The sequence below is a fragment of the Vibrio ouci genome (assembly GCF_004551525.1).
Lineage (GTDB): Bacteria > Pseudomonadota > Gammaproteobacteria > Enterobacterales > Vibrionaceae > Vibrio > Vibrio ouci.
On the sequence record NZ_SATR01000001.1, the window covers coordinates 138,165 to 156,108 of the forward strand.

13 protein-coding genes are annotated in these 17,944 nt (G+C 45.8%); 9 read left to right on the plus strand and 4 right to left on the minus strand.

Translation table 11 applies throughout. From position 1 onward, the window contains the following. Positions 1-78 precede the first annotated feature (78 nt). Both hrpA and ELS82_RS00620 read right to left on the minus strand, forming a co-directional pair. Positions 79-4,023, minus strand: a complete 3,945-nt coding sequence (gene hrpA, locus ELS82_RS00615; RefSeq protein WP_370447423.1) for an ATP-dependent RNA helicase HrpA — start codon at positions 4,021-4,023, stop codon at positions 79-81. Positions 4,024-4,163: 140 nt separating this feature from the next. Then, a complete protein-coding gene (locus tag ELS82_RS00620; RefSeq protein ID WP_134833746.1) occupies positions 4,164-5,489 on the minus strand; it encodes a MipA/OmpV family protein in 1,326 nt (441 codons plus the stop codon). A gap of 118 nt (positions 5,490-5,607) precedes the next feature. On the opposite strand from ELS82_RS00620, the gene ELS82_RS00625 reads away from it, so the two are divergent. The 3 genes from ELS82_RS00625 (at position 5,608) to ELS82_RS00635 (ending at position 8,408) form a co-directional block, all read left to right on the plus strand. Next, the gene (locus tag ELS82_RS00625) at positions 5,608-5,973 is read left to right on the plus strand and encodes a VC1380 family protein (protein WP_134833747.1); all 366 of its coding nucleotides are present in this window, start codon (positions 5,608-5,610) and stop codon (positions 5,971-5,973) included. 3 nt (positions 5,974-5,976) lie between these two features. Next, positions 5,977-7,878, plus strand: coding sequence for a metallophosphoesterase family protein (locus ELS82_RS00630; protein ID WP_134833748.1), 1,902 nt, complete (start codon positions 5,977-5,979; stop codon positions 7,876-7,878). A gap of 77 nt (positions 7,879-7,955) precedes the next feature. Then, entirely contained in the window at positions 7,956-8,408 is a 453-nt protein-coding gene (locus ELS82_RS00635; RefSeq protein WP_134833749.1) for a tellurite resistance TerB family protein, read from the plus strand. Positions 8,409-8,472: 64 nt separating this feature from the next. On the opposite strand, the gene ELS82_RS00640 is transcribed toward ELS82_RS00635, so the two are convergent. After that, on the minus strand, positions 8,473-9,003 hold the full coding sequence (locus tag ELS82_RS00640; RefSeq protein ID WP_053438144.1) for a 3'-5' exonuclease: 531 nt from the start codon (positions 9,001-9,003) through the stop codon (positions 8,473-8,475). A gap of 88 nt (positions 9,004-9,091) precedes the next feature. Next, on the minus strand, positions 9,092-10,621 hold the full coding sequence (locus tag ELS82_RS00645; protein ID WP_134833750.1) for a sensor domain-containing diguanylate cyclase: 1,530 nt from the start codon (positions 10,619-10,621) through the stop codon (positions 9,092-9,094). Positions 10,622-10,943: 322 nt separating this feature from the next. Between ELS82_RS00645 and ELS82_RS00650 the strand changes: the two genes are divergently transcribed. The 6 genes from ELS82_RS00650 (at position 10,944) to ELS82_RS00675 (ending at position 17,902) form a co-directional block, all read left to right on the plus strand. Next, on the plus strand, positions 10,944-11,576 hold the full coding sequence (locus ELS82_RS00650; RefSeq protein ID WP_134833751.1) for a DUF2760 domain-containing protein: 633 nt from the start codon (positions 10,944-10,946) through the stop codon (positions 11,574-11,576). After that, on the plus strand, positions 11,576-13,501 hold the full coding sequence (locus ELS82_RS00655; protein WP_134833752.1) for an Hsp70 family protein: 1,926 nt from the start codon (positions 11,576-11,578) through the stop codon (positions 13,499-13,501). Before ELS82_RS00650 ends, ELS82_RS00655 begins: the two co-directional genes overlap by 1 nt. A gap of 77 nt (positions 13,502-13,578) precedes the next feature. Beyond that, a complete protein-coding gene (locus tag ELS82_RS00660; RefSeq protein WP_134833753.1) occupies positions 13,579-16,401 on the plus strand; it encodes an Hsp70 family protein in 2,823 nt (940 codons plus the stop codon). A gap of 100 nt (positions 16,402-16,501) precedes the next feature. Next, positions 16,502-16,765: a hypothetical protein gene (locus tag ELS82_RS00665; protein WP_134833754.1), complete on the plus strand. Its 264-nt coding sequence runs from the start codon at positions 16,502-16,504 to the stop codon at positions 16,763-16,765. Positions 16,766-16,875: 110 nt separating this feature from the next. Next, entirely contained in the window at positions 16,876-17,220 is a 345-nt protein-coding gene (locus ELS82_RS00670; RefSeq protein WP_134833755.1) for a hypothetical protein, read from the plus strand. Between the two features lie 82 nt (positions 17,221-17,302). Next, complete coding sequence (locus ELS82_RS00675; protein WP_134833756.1) at positions 17,303-17,902, plus strand: thiol:disulfide interchange protein DsbA/DsbL; 600 nt, start codon at positions 17,303-17,305, stop codon at positions 17,900-17,902. Positions 17,903-17,944 lie beyond the last annotated feature (42 nt).

The window sequence follows — 17,944 nt, forward strand, 5'->3', positions numbered from 1 at the left end:
CAGAAGTTCGCTGCGGCAAACCTCTGCCATTATAGTCAAAATTCCGATTGATACCCAATAATTATGCAACTAATGTGCCTAACAAGCGTCTATGGCCATTTTCACGCGCTTATCTGATACTGGGTAAGGTGTTCCAAGTTGCTGCGCAAAATAGCTTACTCGCAACTCTTCGAGCATCCAGCGAACCTCTTTAACATTGTCAGGTACCGCGACACCTTTTGGTATTTTGTTCAGTAACTCTTTGTAATCATTCGCTACTGATTCAATTTTGAGCATGTGCAAACGATCTTTGTTTGGATCGATGGGTAGCTTCTCCATTCTACGTTCTATTGCTTTCATGTAACGTAAAATATCTGTCAAACGTTTCCAGCCACACTCGGTTGCAAAGCCTTTAAATATCAGCCCTTCAACCTGAGCTTTGATATCAGATAAGGCAAAAGCCATCGTGAAATCTATTTTACCTTTTAACTTCTTATTGATGTTAAATGCGGTTGTCAGAATAGTCTCAACCTGCTGAGCGATTTCCACCACAGTGTCACCTAATTCCGCTCTTACGTGCTCTTTTAGGGCTTCAAACTGCTCTGGTTCCCAAACGATGCCGCCCTTCTCTTCGATAAGCTTATCAACACCACAAGCGATGCAGTCATCAATGAGATCAAGTACCTTGCCGTAAGGGTTAAAGTACAAACCAAGCTTCGACTTATTCGGTAGATTCGAATGCAGGTACTTAATCGGTGATGGCACATTGAGCAAGATTAAGCGACGTTGACCTGCTTTCATGGCAGTGACTTGCTCATACTCAGTTTCGTATAGCTTAATTTCGACACTATCTTTGCTATCAACCAATGCTGGGTACGCTTTCACATCGTAGCCACCACGTTTCTGTTGATATACTTTAGGCAGTTCACCAAAGCTCCACGTATGCAAACCTTGTTGCTCAATATCATCATCGGCAACCTTAGATAAGGTCTCTTGAACCTTGTCTTTTAGGCTCTCTTTAAGTTCATGCAAGTCGCGGTTTTCTTTCAGCTTACGATTACGGTGATCCACCGCTCGGAACGTCACCTTCAAGTGTTCTGGCACTTGGTCAAGCTTCCAGTCTTCGCGCAGTACTTCGACACCCGTCATGCGGCGCAGCTCTTTCTCTAACGAGTCTAGAAGCGGCGCTTCCATCGCTGTTGCACGTGCCAAGAATGCATCCGCGTAGTTTGGCGCAGGAACAAAGTTCTTACGGATAGTCTTAGGTAGTGACTTAATTAAGCTCACCACCAATTCGTGGCGAAGCCCAGGGATCTGCCAATCAAAGCCACCCGGCTCAACTTGGTTAAGAATCGGCAGCGGTAAGTGAACCGTCACACCATCATTGTCTTCACCCGGCTCAAATTGGTAGCTTAACTTGAGTTTAAGCCCATTCTGATGCCAGAAGTTTGGATAATCGAGATCAGTAACGTGGCTCGCATCGCCTTTGAACAGCATCTCTTTTTCAAAGTTCAGCAGTTCACTGTTTTCTTTCGAAGCTTTCTTCCACCAAGTATCAAAGTGCTTGCCAGATACAACTTCAGTACCGACGCGTTGGTCATAGAAATCAAACAGCTCATCGTCATCAACCAAGATATCGCGGCGACGGGACTTGTGCTCTAGCTCTTCAACCTCACGCAATAGCTTGCGGTTTTGCTTGAAGAACGCATGTTTGGTTTCCCACTCACCTTCAACCAACGCGCTGCGAACGAAAATCTCTCGGCTTACCGTTGAATCGATACTGCCATAGTTGACTAGGCGTTTTGGTACAATTGGCACACCATAAAGCATCACTTTTTCGTGAGCCATAACGGCAGCGCGCTTCTTCGACCAATGCGGTTCGCTGTAGCTGCGTTTAATCAGGTGTTTTGCTAAAGGCTCAATCCATTCTGGTTGAATCTTGGCAATAATTCGCCCCCAAAGCTTAGATGTTTCCACCAGCTCAGCGGACATGATCCATTTAGGCTGCTTTTTGAATAGGCCAGATGCAGGGAAGATATGGAAGCGAGCATTACGCGCACCTTGATATTCATTCTTCTCTTGGTCTTTCATACCAATATGCGACAGCAAACCAACCAAGATTGCTGAGTGCACGCCTTGATACGACGCTGGTTCATCATTGAGTTTGAAATTCATCTCACGCATTGATTGATGGATTTGGAAGTAGACATCTTGCCACTCACGAACGCGCAAGTAATTTAGGTAATCTTGCTTACACTGCTTGCGGAACTGATTGCCTGAAAGCTTCTTCTGTTGCTTTTGGATGTAGTCCCACAGGTTCACAAACGTTAGGAAATCCGACTCTTCATGGAAGAAACGCTTGTGCTTATCATCTGACGATTGCTGTTTGTCACTTGGACGTTCACGCGGATCTTGAATTGATAACGCCGAAGCAATGATCATCAACTCTTTGGTTGCACCGTATTTTGGCGACTCAAGCACCATGCGCGCTAAACGTGGGTCGATTGGCAAACGCGCCAGTTGACGACCAATACTGGTTAAGCGCTTCTTACTACCTTGAGAAACGGGATCTTTCGCTTCCGCATTGATTGCTCCTAACTCTTCTAGCAGGCGAACACCGTCTTGGATGTTACGTTTATCCGGTGCTTCCACAAATGGGAATGCTTGAATATCGCCTAGCCCAAGCGCCGTCATCTGCAAGATAACCGATGCTAGGTTGGTACGTAGGATCTCTGGATCGGTAAACTCTGGACGTGAGTTAAAGTCGTCCTCAGAGTAAAGACGAACACAGATACCCTCTTCAACACGACCACAGCGACCTTTACGCTGATTGGCACTCGCTTGCGAAACTGGCTCAATCGGTAAGCGCTGAACCTTAGTGCGGTAGCTGTAGCGAGAAATACGCGCCGTACCTGGGTCAATGACGTATTTAATGCCCGGAACAGTCAACGATGTTTCAGCAACGTTGGTCGCCAGTACAATTCGACGACCCGCATGAGGTTGGAAAATCTTGTTCTGTTCACCGGCCGACAAACGCGCGTAAAGCGGTACGATTTCCGTACTCTTCAGATTACGTTTAGACAATGCATCCGCGGTATCACGAATCTCACGTTCACCATTCATGAAGATCAGGATGTCACCTAAACCTTCATCGCACAGTTCATCAACAGCTTCAAAAATACCTTCAAGCTGATCACGATCGACGTCATCATCACCGCGAAGTGGACGGTAACGTGTTTCAACTGGGTAAGTTCGGCCCGACACCTCGATAATCGGTGCATTATCAAAGTGCTTGGAGAAACGCTCAGGATCGATGGTCGCCGACGTAATGATCACTTTTAGATCTGGGCGACAAGGTAGTAACTCTCTCAAGTAACCCAAAATGAAATCGATATTCAGGCTGCGCTCGTGCGCTTCATCGATAATGATGGTGTCGTATTGATTGAGAAAACGGTCATGTTGAATCTCTGCCAGCAAGATACCGTCAGTCATCAATTTGACTTGGGTATTTTCAGAGATCTGATCGTTAAATCGAACCTTGTAACCAACAAACTCACCAAGTTTGGTTTCCATCTCTTCTGCAATACGATTCGCTACAGAGCGAGCAGCCAGACGACGAGGCTGAGTATGGCCGATTAAACCAAACTTACCACGGCCAAGCTCGGCACAGATCTTCGGCAGCTGAGTGGTTTTACCTGAACCGGTTTCACCAGCAACAATCACCACTTGGTTTTCTTCAATCGCCTTAGCGATGTCATCTTTTTTCTGACTTACAGGAAGAATTTCTGGGTATTCAATGGTGGGTGTGTAGCTACCGCGCTGCTCAGCATCCATCATGGATTTAGCGATATCTAATGCGATCTCGTCGAAAACTGCATTTCTAGCGGCATCTTTCTTAATTTTATTTGCGCCGGAAATACGTTTACTTAAACGGAAGCTGTCTTTAATCATGCACTGGTTAAGTGCTTTACGAAGTGACGCCGCATTATTGGCCTGAGCTTTACCCTCAGCTGCGGTCGATTTTTCTGGCTGTGACGAAGTCAAAGCGTTACCTATTCTTTTTATCGATAAAACTGCGTGAATTGTATCACATATCAGCGAGTAATCGCCTAACTAGATAATTGGGAAACAAAAAAGCCGTGAGCGTCTAACTCACGGCTTTTAATGTCATTAGCGTCGACTCATTAAAAATCGAACTGCACGTAAATCGTATTGTAGTTACTGCCGCCTTTGATTCGGCCGTATTGAGACGCTTGTTCGAAGATAGCGCTGCGGTGGTGAAGCGAGTAGCCGACCCACATATTGTCTAAATCGCGATTATTAATTAAGTCGCCAACATTCATATCAAACGAAAAATCTAAGTAGTTAAGAAGGTTACTCGCCGTATACCCCTTACGCTCCATTTCGCTTCCTTCGATATAAGTGATGTTGTCGATGTACGACATACCTTCCGCGACGCCAAAACGCCACTTGGTCGGCCAATCAAACGTATAATACGCTTTAATCGCAGCAACGTATTCCGTTGAAGATGACTGAACGTCTGACGACCAGTGATGAACAATACCCGGAGTCAGGTAAATATCAATCGGCAAACCAAACAGCTCATCCGTTAACGGATGACCATAGAAAAACGACGTCAGCTGGTTATTGTAAGGGTCTTTTTCGGCGTTAAACTTCATGATGTCGCCGATATTAGAAGGGGTAGCCCAGCCATGCGCAATTCGAACGTAACGTTTATTGGTTAACTCTGATTTTCTCTCTTTACTCTTATCAGTGAAGAAGCCAAAACCAAGGTAAAACTCACCTTGATACCTATCTTCAACGATCGAAGAGTTATACGCATTGTCGTCAAGGCGCGTCACGCTGGTTGCACCTAACAGGTAAAGGTTGGAAGCAACATGATAGCGAGCGCTCACCCCGACATTCATATCGATGCCCGCTCCTACCGTTTCACCGCTGTAACTCTTAAACGCGTAGTACTCACTATTAAAGTCCGCATCTTTGTAACGCAGCGTAAGGTGTGGCTTTAACTCCCAGTCGCCAAACTCATAATCACCAGTTGCGGTTAAATTACCGTGAAAGCGGAAGTCTTTATCGGCGAGTAACTCAGTATCCAGCGTCCACTCATCATTGATTCGATAACGAAGTTGACCACCGAAGTCGGCCGAATCACCTTCATTAGCATTCTGCGCCGATGCTGGAATATCGACGAAGCGCAAACGCATAAGTGCATTAAGCTGAAACTGTTCGTCAGCGGTTTCAAAAAGATACGCGCCGCCTTCTAAACCATTAATGAAAACATGCTCGTTTTCAAAAAACATCATAGGTACAAATGTACCTACTGTTTGATCCCCACTTTGAGTATCAAAAGGGATTGAAGCGGTACGATAAACCGCGGCTATACCCCAGTCCTGTTCTGCTACTACTGAGGTTTCTTCCGCTTGTACCGACGTTGTTACTAATCCACTACTGGCTAAAAATAAGCCTGCTAGACGTTTATAATTTGACATTTTTTACTCAAAAGTACCGAAGGCACTCAAATTCTGACCAATTAATCCCGTTAATACTTATGTTTATTGGCGATTGGTCGTTAAAATATGAATATATAATCCATCAAATCTAAAAATAGTGAAAGCCTCAGAATTAAAAAGATTACTCGACTCCTTACCGGACGATAGCGACCCAGAAATTGTGATGGGCGAAGAGTGGCTACCTGAACGTTTAGTCGATGCAAAACTCGACGGCGAACTGATGTTTCTTGAATTCGATTCTGCGCCAGAAGATATCCAAGGCGATGAAGAAGGACGAGGGTTCGTTGAACATGAAATTGACATGATTCGATACCGTTTTGAGCAAATCTTGATGGATAGCGAGGATATCAAAACCAAAGCGGATGCGATGTTGGCGCTATTTTTAATGGGACATGAACTTTCCAGCTCTGAAATCATCGAAATACTCGAAGATCCTGACGTACCTAAAGACCCAACCGAGTAGTGAATGAAAACGCGTTTACCTTTTCTTATTGCAGGCCCAATTTTACGTAAAGTGACTCCCAATGAGCTGGTTTTCTGGCTTGTTACCAGTCAGCCACTTAAAGGCCATTTCTCGCTTAATCTAGAGCCTGACCAAGGGCAGATTTTTAGCGAAGACTTAAATAGTTGCAGCCAATTGCAAATCGGCAGTCACTGCTATCTTACACAGGCTCATTTTCGTGGAGACTTCCCTGCCAATGTCGCGCTTAGCTACGAGTTCCATACTGACCAAGGTCCATTAAGTCAGCTTTACCCTGAGCTGCTGTATGGCGATGAAACTCGGCTGACCTTTAAGATATCTACGCAAGCCGACTACATTTTGCATGGCTCTTGCCGCAACCCTCACCACCCTAGCCCTGACGCGTTAGTCAGTGCTGACAACAAGGTCGCAACGCTGCCAATTGAAGAGCGTCCTGATATGTTGATGATGAGTGGCGATCAAATTTATGCCGATCATGTTGCTGGACCGACACTCGATGCAATTATTCAAACCATTGAACTGTTGGGTCTACCGGATGAGCGATATGGCGAAGCACCGATTTCATCAGCAACGGAGCTGTTTAGCCATGCTGATTGTTATTACGGTCGCGATAAAATCTTACCGCACTATGTCGATGACGGCAGCTTATTAACTAAGCTATTCCCGCATCGTAATACGCCTATTTTCAGCTCACGCGAAGCAGAGAATCACCTAGTGAGCTTCTCAGAATTCTTTGCCATGTACCTGTTAGTTTGGTCGCCAACATTGTGGCCAGTGCTTAATACTTCGCGCCTACACGACAACAAGTTCACCCAAGCGGGTCAAGAGCTTGAGCCTAAATGGCAACAAAAGTGGCGAGAAGAAAAAGCCATTATCGACCAGTTCGTTAGTGGCCTGCCTCAGGTACAACGTTTGTTCGCCCACATTCCCACCTATATGATCTTTGACGATCATGATGTCACTGATGACTGGAACCTCACCATTGGTTGGGAGAAAGCGGCTTACAGCAACCCTTTTTCTAACCGAATCATAGGTAACGGTCTGATTGCCTACTGGCTTTGCCAAGGTTGGGGTAATGAACCTGACAACTTCAATCAAGAGTTTATGTCAGTTGCGACACGCTTCTTATCCGAGCCTGGTGAGCGCTATCAAGATGAGTTTATTCAATACCTTTACACCTTTGAGCGCTGGCACTACACCATTCATACTTCGCCGAAGGTCGTAGTACTCGATACCCGCACCCGTCGTTGGCGCTCAGAGTCACGTATGAATAAGCCTTCTGGCCTGATGGATTGGGAAGCTCTGATCGAGTTTCAACATGAACTGATGCACCAAGACAAAGTCGTTGTGGTCTCCGCTGCGCCGATGTTTGGCGTTAAGGTCATTGAGGCAATGCAAAAGGCGGCAACAATGGCGGCTCAACCACTTTTGATTGATGCTGAAAACTGGATGGCCCACCCTGGTAGTGCCAATACCTTGTTGAGTATTTTTACTCACACGAAAACGCCGACCAACTTTGTTATTCTGTCAGGCGACGTACACTACTCATTCGCATATGACATCAAATTAAGATTTAGGCGCAACAGCCCTAACATCTACCAAATAACCTGTAGTGGATTTAAGAATCAATTCCCAGAGCCGCTGCTGGCAGGATGTGACCACGCAGACCGCCTACTTTACTCGCCTCGTTCTCCGCTTAACTTTTTAACTAAGCGTAAGCGACTCAAGATTAAGAAAAGAGATCCAAACACACCCGGCCGCCGTAGATTAGTCAATACCAGCGCTATTGGTGAGTTAAAACTCGATAGTCATGGTAAGCCACAGCGTATTTCTATACTGACCGGTGAAGGCGTTGAATGGGACTTTCCACCGATAGAAGAAAAGTAAGGTTTCTGTAAAGAGCCTTGAGTTGTGATTCGATAAGCACTATCTATATCAATAACACCCCAATAAAGGCTCGTTATATGCTCAACTCTATTACTTCGCTATTCAAGCAGCTCCTTGAAGGGAACGATTTAGGCCACGCCTCTCACGCAGACAGCAATCTCGCCATTGCCTGCTTGCTGTGTGAGGTCGCCGGTGCAGACCATCAAATTGAACAAGTAGAGGTTGAAGCGAAGAGGCTATTGCTAACAAGATTATTGGATATTGAAGAGAGTGATGCGGTCGCATTGCTATCTCGTGCAGAAGCCAAAAGCAAAGAGTCCGCCTCTTTGTATGATTTTACTTCGCAACTGCGCGAACTCAGCCAAGAAACACGTTTTGAGTTAATTAAAGCGATGTGGGAGGTCGCTCATGCCGATGGTGAAATCGACCCACTTGAAGATTCTGTGATTCGTAAGACCGCCGAATTACTCTATGTGGATCACAGCGACTTTATCCGCGCTAAGTTAGGCGTGACCGAATCAAAGCATTAAACGAATCAAAACGCTAAATATCAAAAGGGAGCGTAATGCTCCCTTTTTGATCTTTTGGTCTGTCTTAAAACATGGTTAAAGCCAGTTTCGCGAGGTTATACGCATCAACATAACCTGAATGCTGACGCCCTTCCCACTCAATACCTTTTGCTTCTTGTGCTGCTTTATGACCAATGCGTTTGTCTTTAAGGCGATTTTGGATTCGATACAAGGTCGCTAGGTTAATGAACTCGTTAAAAGGCATTTCGATACCCTTGTCTTGACATTCTTTGATCAAGATACGGTCATCGCGCCCCCAGGCCGCATAGATTTTGTTTGCGCCACCGAAATTTTTAACCATCGACTTGAGTACTTCTTCAAGCGGTCGACCTTGCTTTTCCACTTTGCGCGGCGTGATCCCTGTTAATTGAGAACAAAACAGCGACACTTCATCATGCTCTGGCTTTACATAATATTGAGCACGCTTAACTATCTTGCCATTAACAAGATCAATTTCAGCTAGCCCTACTTCAATAATTTCGCCAGTCGTACCGACACCGTTTTCATTCCAACAGCACATCTCTAAATCGAAACAAACTACACGGTTATGGTTCATGATTCGCCTATGTTCAAACAATTGAGAAAGCGCAAAATTCTACATGAGAATCGCATAAAACTCGAATATTGATCCGTTAACTGGTCAGTTAATCTGCAACGGTGACACAATTTCGGCCCGCTTGTTTACTCTTATACAGTTGAGCGTCCGCTGTGCGAAGTATTTCTTCTTCACTTTCCAACATTCTCACCGCGGCGCCGATGCTCAATGTACAGCGTATCTTGTGATTGCCCAGCTCATGGACTGAACTCGCCATTACTCGACAGACATTGTTTAAGTAAGTAAACAGCTCATCGCGGTCAATCTTACGGGTAATAATGCAGAACTCATCGCCGCCCATACGAACAAAAACATCACTCTCATCCAACTGTGCTTGGACAGTATTAGCAACGAAGATCAGCATGTCATCTCCGGCAACATGACCAAAGTAGTCGTTGATCGACTTGAACTTATCTATGTCAAAAACAACCAATGCAAAGTTTTGTTCCCGTTCAACCAGATCCGATAAAAAGCGATTAAACGCACGTCGATTGTATAGGCCAGTCAAAGAGTCGTGCTCAACCATAAATTGTAGTTCTTGTGTTCGTTCATCGAGTAGAAACGCAAGGTGCTCTTTCTCTCGAACTAACAATAAAACGATATAGCTGAGCAGCGCCGCAATAACGCCACCCGCCAGCGCAATCCAAGTCAGTACAAAGCGCTCATTTTCAGTGACGCTATCAACTAACTTAAAATCCACTAACCACTCACGATTTGGTAGGACGACTCGTTTAGTGATCTCAATACCAGCGGAGCTATCCCACCCTTCGCTTTGATAGAGAACCGGATCATCTTCAGCATCAAACCCCATATCAATAACTTTGATCAGCAAGTCTTGCTCTGTTGCAGTGCGCTTTACTAACCCCTCAAAATAGCGAGTCGTTCTAATGACTCCGACGACAACACCAATTAATTCTTGCTTGTTTTCGATATCAAACACCGGGTGATAGACCAACATACCGGTCTTCTTGAGACTTTGGTCGAGGCCGTCTTGAAGCAATCGGACTTTATCCGAGACATTCGGTTCGCCCATTGCCATCAAACCATCGAGAATAAGTTGAAAACGTAAGCGTGAAGAGTAAAAGCCTAGTAGACCTAAGTTGGCTTCGCTACGCGGGAAGATATCGGAGGCAACGAAAATCGGCTGATTGTCTGCCATAATATAACCGGATGTTTTAGGTCCATCCTTAGGGATAGTATAAGGTTCAAAATGCGGAAAAGTACGGCGCATTTTAGCGGTATGCTCAGCGATGTCGCTACTTTCAACTTTCTGCATCCACTGTAAGGCGATCAAGGTTTCAGATTTTGAGACCAACTCTTCGGCAAAAACTGGAAAGCGACTCCAGTTGTCTCGCTCAGTTGAGTGATAGAAATTTGCCCCCGCACCGATAAAGTGCAGATCACTCTCGACCACTTTTTGTAAGTTCTCAGATTGCTGTTCAGCTAATTTGTTCACCATTGATACGGTATGGTCAAATTGCGTCTTATAGACAAAATGCACCGCGTAGGTAGTCACTAAGACGGTAATTACAAAAGTCAGTATTGGGTATAAGAATTTCTTTTGAGTAAATCGTTGCATAAGGCGTTATCAGTTTTAGCCTATCGAAAATGACCATTCATTTTAGCCACATCGGTTTATTGACTGAAAGAACTATTAACCAGATGAAACAAAATCCTTCGTTTCTATGATCTTCGCCGCTTTTACGCTCCGTGATTCGCTCAAAAACAAACCAGTTAATCGTTTAAACATAAGATTAGACCTGTTTTTGTAGCCGGATGGCACCTTGATTATGCTACTATCAGCCCCAATTTATCAGAATAAATTGGCTCTTAATTTATTAGTAGAGCCACAGCAGAGATTGAGCCAATCTCTCAGTACACTTAAACAAAAGAGAATTGTCATGATTGTCGATTTACAAATGATCCCTCAAACGTTCGATATGCTTCATGCGGGTTTGACTGCATCAAGCGTTCTTCTGCTTCTAATCGCTGTTTCACGCAAGTCAAAAGTGGTTGAGAAAGTAGTAGAAAAACCAGTAGAAAAGATCGTTGAGGTTGAAAAGCCTGTCGAAAAGATCGTTGAAGTTGAAAAAGTGGTCGAAGTAGAGAAAGTAATCGAGAAAGTCGTTGAAGTCGAATCAAAGCTAGCGACCGCATCAACAGACTCTGCAATGCAGTTGCTTTCAATCATGCAACAAGAAGCGCGCCTAATTGACTTCCTAAAAGAAGACCTAACGTCATTCTCTGATGAAGAAGTCGGCGCAGCGGCTCGCGTTATTCATACCGGCGGACAAAAAGTTCTTGCTGACTACGTAACGCTAGAGCACATCCGCAGTGAAGATGAAGAAACTCGTATCACAGTACAAGAAGGCTTCAACCCTCAAGAAGTACGTTTAACTGGTAACGTGACTGGCAGCGCACCTTTCAACGGCACACTTGTTCACAAAGGTTGGAAAGCAAGTTCAATGAACCTGCCTAAACTGGCTGAGAATTATGATGCTTCTGTTATTGCTCCAGCTGAGGTTGAGCTGTAATGGAACACCAAGATCTAACACAACAAGCATCAGTATCTGAAACACCTAAGTTCAGTGTTGGTATCGACTTAGGTACTACTCACTGTGTGTTGTCTTATGTAGATACCACGCAAGAAGATTCGCGCGTCCAAGTCATGCCTATCCCGCAGCTAACTGCGCCGGGAACAGTAGAAACGCGCAGCCAACTTGGTTCGTTCCTGTATCAACCACACGAACATGAAATGAACCCATCATCGCGCGTATTGCCTTGGTCATCAGAGCCAACGGCACTGGTTGGTGCGATTGCACGTAACCTTGGTGCGAAGACGCCAATTCGTCTTATCGCCAGCGCAAAATCTTGGCTATGCCACGGTGGTGTCAATCGCCGTGACGCATTCTTACCTGCAGATAGCCCAGAAGAAGTTGAAAAAGTATCGCCACTGCGCGCAACTGAGCTTTACCTAGAGCATCTAAAGCAAGCATGGGATCATACTAACCCAAGTAACCCGCTCGCTGAGCAAGACGTGACTATCACTGTCCCTGCGTCATTTGACCCTGCTGCTCGTGATTTAACAGCCGAAGCAGCACGCAACGTCGGTTTTGTTCACCTAACCTTGCTCGAAGAGCCACAAGCGGCACTTTACAACTGGATTGATAACAGTAATGACAAGTGGCGTGATGAAGTCGCTGTGGGTGATATTGTTCTGGTTGTCGACATTGGTGGCGGTACCACCGACCTTTCTTTAGTTGAAGTCACTGAAGACGAAGGCAACCTAACTCTAAACCGCATCGCTGTAGGTGAGCATATCCTACTTGGCGGTGACAACATGGACTTAGCACTTGCGTACCGCTTAAAAATGAAGCTAGCCCAAGAAGGTAAAGAGCTTCAACCATGGCAAGTTCAAGCGATGACACATGCTTGTCGTGATGCTAAAGAAGCACTGCTTAACGACAGTGAGCTTCAGTCGGTGCCTATCGTCGTACCTAGCCGAGGCTCTAAGCTACTAGGCGCTACGCTAAAGACTGAACTGACTCAGCAAGAAGTGCAACAGACGCTAGTCGATGGTTTCTTCCCACAAGTTGCAGTAACCGAGCACCCTGTTCAACGCAATCGTGGTGCTTTGACTCAAATGGGTCTGCCGTATGCTCAAGATGCGGGTATTACGCGCCATATTGCTGCGTTCTTAACCAAACAAGCTAACGCACAGAACGGTGAAACTCCAGCACAAGACTTTAACCCGTTTGCTAACATGCCGGGTATGGGCGGTGGATCTGCTGCTGACTTCATCAAGCCTACCGCAATCCTATTTAACGGTGGTGTGCTTAAGTCTGGTCTACTGGCTACTCGTTTAGAAGATACCATCAATGAGTGGCTACTTACTGCTGATGCAGAGATGGCAAAACGCCTTACCGGTGTTGACCTAGATCTTGCAGTAGCAAGTGGGGCTTCGTACTACGGTTCTGTACGTCGTGGTCAAGGTGTTCGTATCCGCGGCGGTATCGCATCAAGCTACTACGTAGGTATCGAAAGTGCGATGCCTGCAATTCCAGGTATGGCGCCGCCAATGGAAGCTCTATGTGTGGCACCATTTGGTATGGAAGAAGGTTCAAGTGTTGATGTACCGAGTCAAGAATTCGGTTTGATCATCGGTCAGCCAGTTAACTTCCAGTTCTTCGGTTCAACGGTTCGTCGTGAAGACCTAGCAGGAACACATCTCGACCATTGGGGTCCAGAAGAGCTTGATGAGTTACCAGAGATTCAAGTGACGCTTCCAGTGTCAGAAGGCCGCCGTGAAGGTGAAGTGGTTCCTGTCACTCTAGCCTCACGCGTTACTGAGCTCGGTACACTCTACCTAGAAGCCATCGCAACCGACAACGGTCAAAAATGGCACGTTGAGTTCGATGTCCGCGAAGACACTAACGCAGCTGACAACGAGCAAATTTAATCAATGTGCGGCACCCTCTTGGGTGCCGCTCTTTTATAATAAGAATTCGTCATCACATTGGCAAAATAAGGGTTTGTATGGCATCTCCTCGTTTTCTTGTCGGTATTGATTTAGGTACAACCAATACGGTTGTCGCATTCTGTGAAATTACCGACGACTTACAACAATCCGATGTATCCCTATTCAACATTGATCAGTTAATTGGCCCCGGCGAAGTAGTACGTAAACCTCTACTACCTTCATTTCGCTACCACCCTGCACAAGGCCAAATTTCACCATCCGACCTCACTCTACCTTGGGAAGATCAACCCGTAGAGGGAGACATCCGCAACGTTATCGTTGGTGAATGGGCACGTGAGCTAGGCGCTAAAGTCGAAGGTCGTCAGGTCTCTAGTGCTAAGAGCTGGCTTTCTCACCAAGGCGTCGATCGCAGTAGTGACATTCTGCCTTGGGCAGGTGCTACAGACGTCGATAAAGTTTCTCCGGTCATTGCTAGCGCGAGTTACCTCAACCATATTCGCCAAGCTTGGAACTACCGTAATCCAAGTAATAAACTCGAAGACCAAGATGTTGTGGTGACAGTGCCAGCCTCATTTGATGAAACGGCGCGTAAACTGACACTAGAAGCGGCGCAACTCGCTGGCCTTAACAAGATCGTGCTGTTAGAAGAGCCTCAAGCTGTTTGCTACGACTGGTATGCTCGCCACCAGCACACTGCTGCTGATGAGCTAAAACAGTTACCTTTGATTCTGGTCTGTGATGTCGGCGGTGGTACCACTGACTTAAGCTTAATTGAAGCACGCTTTAATGCTGAAAGTGGCGCACAAGACGAGTTGTCACTGGATCGTATCGGTGTCGGTGAACACCTGATGCTTGGCGGTGATAACCTTGACCTTGCGCTCGCTCACCTTGCAGAGACTCGCTTTAACCAATCGAAAAAACTCAATGCCGCCAGCTTAACTAAGCTAATTCAGCAAACTCGAAAAGCGAAAGAGAACCTGCTTTCCGTAGATGCCCCTGAAGAAGTAAAAATCACTATGCTTGGTAGTGGTTCAAAACTGCTGGGTGGCACCAAGAGTATCGGCCTTTCAAAACAAGAAGTGCACCAAATTGCCCTAGATGGTTTCTTCCCTCTCAGCGATTTTAATGACACGCCAGACAAACGTCGCAGTGCGGTAGTCGAATTTGGTTTGCCTTATGTCGCAGACCCAGCGGTGAGTAAACACGTCGCGGAGTTTTTGAATCAGCATCAGCAAGTTTCTTACTCCGCGCTGAATCAAGAAGACCAATCGCAGCCAGCGATACCAGTGGGCTTGTTGCTCAATGGTGGCGTATTTAACAGTGAGCTAGTTACAGAGCGTGTCACCAACTTACTCGGTAATTGGCGCGGCGCTCCTGTCACGGTATTAGATAACCCACATCCAGACTGGTCGGTTGCGCTTGGTGCAGTAGCTTTTGGTAAAGCTCGCCGTGGTGCTCAACTAAAAATTGGTGGTGGCGCCGCACGCTCTTACTTCTTGCACCTACAAGAGAAGAACAAGATGGGTAAGGCGCTTTGCCTGCTCTCAAAAGGGACCGAAGAAGGTCAAGAAATTCGTCTTAGCGGACGTCGCTTCTCGCTAACTCTAGGTGAACCGGTTCGTTTCAACCTACTGACAACCACTCACGATACGCTATCGAATAACACCGCGATTCAAAACGGAGTGATGGTCGATGTTGATCCTGACTTGTTCTCCCCTCTCCCACCTTACATCTCTACATTAGAAGGTGAAGGTGCCGAACTTCAAGCCAACCAAAAAGAGCGGGTCGAAGTTCAACTCGCATGCCAATTGACTGAAGTCGGCACACTTAAGATGGAATGTGTTCATGTCGATGATGATTCAAAGCGTTGGGCATTAGAATTTGAAGTTCGCAATCAGAAAGCGGATGACGAACAGCAACAAGATCTGCACCCTCGCCTTGGTGAGTGTAAAGAGCTGATTTCTCGCATTTACAGCAGTAATAAGAAGAGTGCGGATTCAAAAGAAATTAAGACGTTGGCCAAAGAGCTAGAGAAAAAACTCGGAAAACGTGATGAGTGGGATTTCACGACTCTACGCCATTTATTCGATGCTTTTGCTCTTGGTCGTAAACGTCGCCGTCGCTCTGAACCGCACGAGAAAAACTGGTTACGACTGGCTGGCTTTTCACTACGTCCTGGGTTTGGCGATGCCACCGACTCATGGCGTATAGAACAAGTGTGGGGACTCTACCAACAAGGGATTCAGTTTAAGAACCACCAAGGCTGGACTGATTGGTGGGTATTCTGGCGTCGTATCGCTGGCGGGCTTAGCCAAGAGCAACAAGAAACGATTCTGGCTGATATTGCCAAGTATCTTCACCCCGGCGCGATGAAGAACCCTCAATCTGCCAAAGCGGCGCAAGATATGGGTTACGAATCTATGGTGCGCTTGGCTGCATCGTTAGAACATTTAGAAGTAGAAGACAAAGTGCTACTCGCTTCTTGGTGTCTGAGTAAGGCGATCAACCACAACCAGTTTGAACAAGCGCATTGGTGGGCATTAGGCCGACTTGCCTCTCGCACGCCATTGTACGGTAGTCAGCACAGTGTGATCCCTCGTGAACAGGCTGAACAATGGCTGCCAAAACTGCTAGAGCAAAACTGGCAGAAAGAGCCAATGATTGCCTTCGCGGCAGTGATGATTTGTCGTAAAACTGGCGATCGCCTATTTGATATCTCTGATGACTTCCGTAATCAGGTCATCGCCAAGCTTAAACAAAGTAAGGTTCCAGATTCTTGGCTCTCACTCGTCGAACAAGTGAAAGAATTGTCAGAAAGCGAATCGAAGCGAGTCTTTGGTGACGCTTTACCGAGCGGTTTAACCTTAGTTCATCATTAACCGATAAAGCATGCCGACATCTCGTTTGGCATGCTTTTTCATTGATACTTCCTAATCAAGAAGTACCCTTGAAGGCGTTATAACAAACAGCAGTACAATCATGAATAAGCATAATATTTTTGGTAGTTTCACTTCTTTACTTGGGCTTTTGGGGCTGGTGATGCTACTCGTCTCAGATTCACATTTCCCAATCTTACAATGGCCGTATGAAGCGTTCCAAGGTCTGGTATTTTCTTTCGTCTGGGGTTTTGGCTTATCAACTCTGGTTGGCCATGTCTACGCAGTTCTAGTCATTGTGACGGTGATGGTGGTCTGTTTTGCCATCGGCCATAAACTATCTCGACTGTTAACACGTAATTCGTAACCGCTCACAAGCGTGAAAAATGGCCTTAAGTTAACATCTTCAAACACCTTTTCTTCTCATTGGGTGCGATTTTAGTTAGCTTACAGCCTAGGTAGGTTAGGAACACTAGTTTGATCAATCGGAAATTAGTCATCTCGTTGTTTATGTCGTTCGCACTGGTTTTTGTGACTGGTGTTGCTGCTAGTGCACAAACAAACGAGCTCTCCTACTTATCCAGTGATTTGAGCAAAAGTGTTAACGGTCAACTGCATCCGGCAGAATGCCCTCAAACCGATCACGGTAACGAAAACATAAGCCATCACTGCTGTGGTTCAGTATGCTTATTCAAGATGCCACTTTCGCAGTCTGTATCGCTAACCAATCCCCTCTCAGCTTCTTTAGCACTGATAGGACAAGATATATTTGCTAAAGCCGTCTCTCGTATTCAAACGCTTTTCCGCCCTCCTATAGCGTAACCCTAAATCTAATCCACGATTCGACTCCATCAATTGATTGAGTCTAAAAACTATTTATCTGAATTATTTTAGGATTTCACTAATGAAGAAGTTATTCGCACTTATCGCGACTATGGCGCTGTCACTCTCTGCCCATGCGGCCCAATTTGAAGAAGGCACTCACTACAAGGTGCTGGATGTTGAGAAATCAGCAACCTCAAAAGTAACTGAGTTTTTCTCATTCTATTGCCCGCACTGCTACAAATTTGAACCTGTGATCGATAACCTTAAAGCGTCACTTCCTGACAACGCAACATTTGAAAAAGTACACGTAGCGTTTATGGGCAGCGACATGGCTGTTCCAATGGCGAAGTCATATGCCACTATGGTCGCTCTTGATGCTGAAAAGACCATGGTTCCAGCCATGTTTAAACAGATCCATGAACTGCGCAGTGCACCAAAAGATGAGCAGGCTCTACGCCAAGTGTTTATCGACAATGGCGTTGATGCAGACAAGTTTGATTCAACTTATAACAGCTTTGTCGTCAACTCGATGCAACGTGGCTTCGATAAGCAGTTTGAGAAAAGTACTTTAACTGGCGTGCCAGGCGTTTTGGTCAACGACAAATACATTGTTAAACCAGACCAAATTCGTTCATACGAAGAGTACAACAAGCTAGTAAATTACTTGCTGACTCTGTAACTAACGTTAGCCTAATAGAATAAAAGCCAGAGCCACTCACTC